Origin of the sequence: Clostridium tyrobutyricum, from assembly GCF_019144085.1 — a bacterium.
Lineage (GTDB): Bacteria > Bacillota > Clostridia > Clostridiales > Clostridiaceae > Clostridium_B > Clostridium_B tyrobutyricum_A.
Map to the genome: position 1 here is coordinate 1 of NZ_JAHHUY010000068.1, position 1,690 is coordinate 1,690.

4 protein-coding genes are annotated in these 1,690 nt (G+C 32.5%); 1 reads left to right on the forward strand and 3 read right to left on the reverse strand.

The window, feature by feature from the left end:
* The coding region (locus tag KM800_RS14970; protein ID WP_217813804.1) for an IS3 family transposase at positions 1-396 on the forward strand (396 nt) is incomplete at its 5' end.
* Here the strand turns inward: KM800_RS14970 and KM800_RS14975 are convergent.
* From KM800_RS14975 to KM800_RS14985, 3 genes are read right to left on the reverse strand one after another with little or no spacing between them, the layout of a single operon-like run.
* Positions 393-1,007, reverse strand: a complete 615-nt coding sequence (locus KM800_RS14975) for an N-acetylmuramoyl-L-alanine amidase family protein (protein WP_217813805.1) — start codon at positions 1,005-1,007, stop codon at positions 393-395. The genes KM800_RS14970 and KM800_RS14975 overlap by 4 nt on opposite strands.
* On the reverse strand, positions 1,000-1,407 hold the full coding sequence (locus tag KM800_RS14980) for a phage holin family protein (protein WP_217813806.1): 408 nt from the start codon (positions 1,405-1,407) through the stop codon (positions 1,000-1,002). The genes KM800_RS14975 and KM800_RS14980 overlap by 8 nt, the downstream gene beginning before the upstream one ends.
* A gap of 42 nt (positions 1,408-1,449) precedes the next feature.
* Complete coding sequence (locus KM800_RS14985) at positions 1,450-1,650, reverse strand: hypothetical protein (RefSeq protein WP_254906588.1); 201 nt, start codon at positions 1,648-1,650, stop codon at positions 1,450-1,452.
* Between the last annotated feature and the right edge of the window lie 40 nt (positions 1,651-1,690).

Here is a 1,690-nt window from a genome sequence, read left to right on the forward strand (position 1 = left end):
GAGATTATAGGTTACAGTGCAGGAGACCATAAAGATGCAGCATTAGTAAGAAAAGTTTTTGCAAAAGTAAATGGTAATCTAAGGAACATTGAAATTTTCCTTACAGATAGAGGTAATGAGTTTAAAAACAAAATTATAGATGAGGCAATGCTGGCCTTTCAAATTAAACGTTCACTTAGTATGAAAGGATGTCCTTATGATAACGCAGTTGCAGAAGCAACATTTAAAATTATAAAAACAGAATTTGTACGTGGAAAAGTATTTGAATCACTTGATGAGTTGAAATGGCAGCTTGCAGATTATGTTAACTGGTTCAATAACCATAGAATTCATTCATCTCTTGGGTATGTAACTCCATATCAATTTAAGTTAAATAACCTTAAAAAAGTTGTCTAGAAAAATGTTGACATTCCAGTTTGTCCGCTTGCTGCTTGCTGCTTTTGCTGGGGTGTTGCTTCATTAGATTTATTTTCTTTATATCCTATGCCTAACTGAGATAATATAGCTTTAGCAATTTCCCTAATAATTTCATTTCTTTTTACATCAAATAAATTATTATCATTGGTACTATCAATAAATCCCATTTCAATTAAAACTGCTGGGCATCTGGTTTCTCTTAGCACATGATAATTAGCCGTCTTTACTCCCCTGTTAACAAACCCAATACTTACAAGTCCAGCTTGTATTTTTCCTGCTAGTGCTTTAGCTTTTATACGTGCACTTAAATATGTGTACGTTTCAGCACCTCTAGCTTTTTCTGGCTTAAAAGCATTTCTATGAAAAGATATAAAATAATCATAGGTATTCCTATTTTCAAAATTACTTCTTTCTCCCAAACTTACAGTAGTATCGCTAGTTCTTGTTTCATCAACTGTAATTCCATGTTGCCTAACCTCTGCTGCTACTGATTTTCCTAAACTCAGTACATCATTACTTTCTTTTCTTCCTTTATAACAAGCTCCACTATCTTGTCCTCCATGCCCATAATCAAAACATAATCTAGCCATTTTTCTTTTTCTCCTTTAACTGCTCTAAAACATTCCTTAACTTATCTGGTATTGGAAGTCCTATCTTTGCTGTATTTTCTAAGATACTGATTCCTTCATTTGATATATAAAAAAATATAACAGCGGTACGAATTGCACTACCACTGCCTATAAGGTAATAATCAATTATATGAGCTACTCCTACCAAAACAAAAGTAAGTACCTTTTTAAATATTCCTCTAAACCCTACTTCGCTAGATAGCTTTTGTTCAAGAATTGAAGCCATAATTCCAGTTAAATAATCAATAACAACAAAAGCTATAAGTGCATATAAGAATCCATCTATTCCTCCAAGCATCCACCCAATCCATCCACCTATGGATGCAAATACCATTTGTACCATTTCAATAATATTTTTCATTGTCAAAGCCTCCTTTTTTTATATAAATAAAGCCCACTCAAATTAATGAGCAGGCATGTCTAATGGATTAACATAATCGCAAGTGAAATCATATTGAATTTTCATTGTATTTACTGGTGTTTTTGTTACTGGTTCTGGAAGAAGTGTATGTGCTGAAGCTGGAATTATATAATACTCATTTAAACTTCCATAACTACGATCATTAAAAGCAAATAAAGTTTGAGTATCCTTGTCCCAATTCATACTATAATAACTGTAGTATCTCTTAAGCCCCTAAGTATAG

Bases quoted from the DNA above. Each gene is read 5' to 3' on its own strand.
- KM800_RS14980 (WP_217813806.1), bottom strand. From the start codon at position 1,407: ATGAAAAATATTATTGAAATGGTACAAATGGTATTTGCATCCATAGGT.
- KM800_RS14975 (WP_217813805.1), bottom strand. From the start codon at position 1,007: ATGGCTAGATTATGTTTTGATTATGGGCATGGAGGACAAGATAGTGGA.
- KM800_RS14985 (WP_254906588.1), bottom strand. From the start codon at position 1,650: ATGAATTGGGACAAGGATACTCAAACTTTATTTGCTTTTAATGATCGT.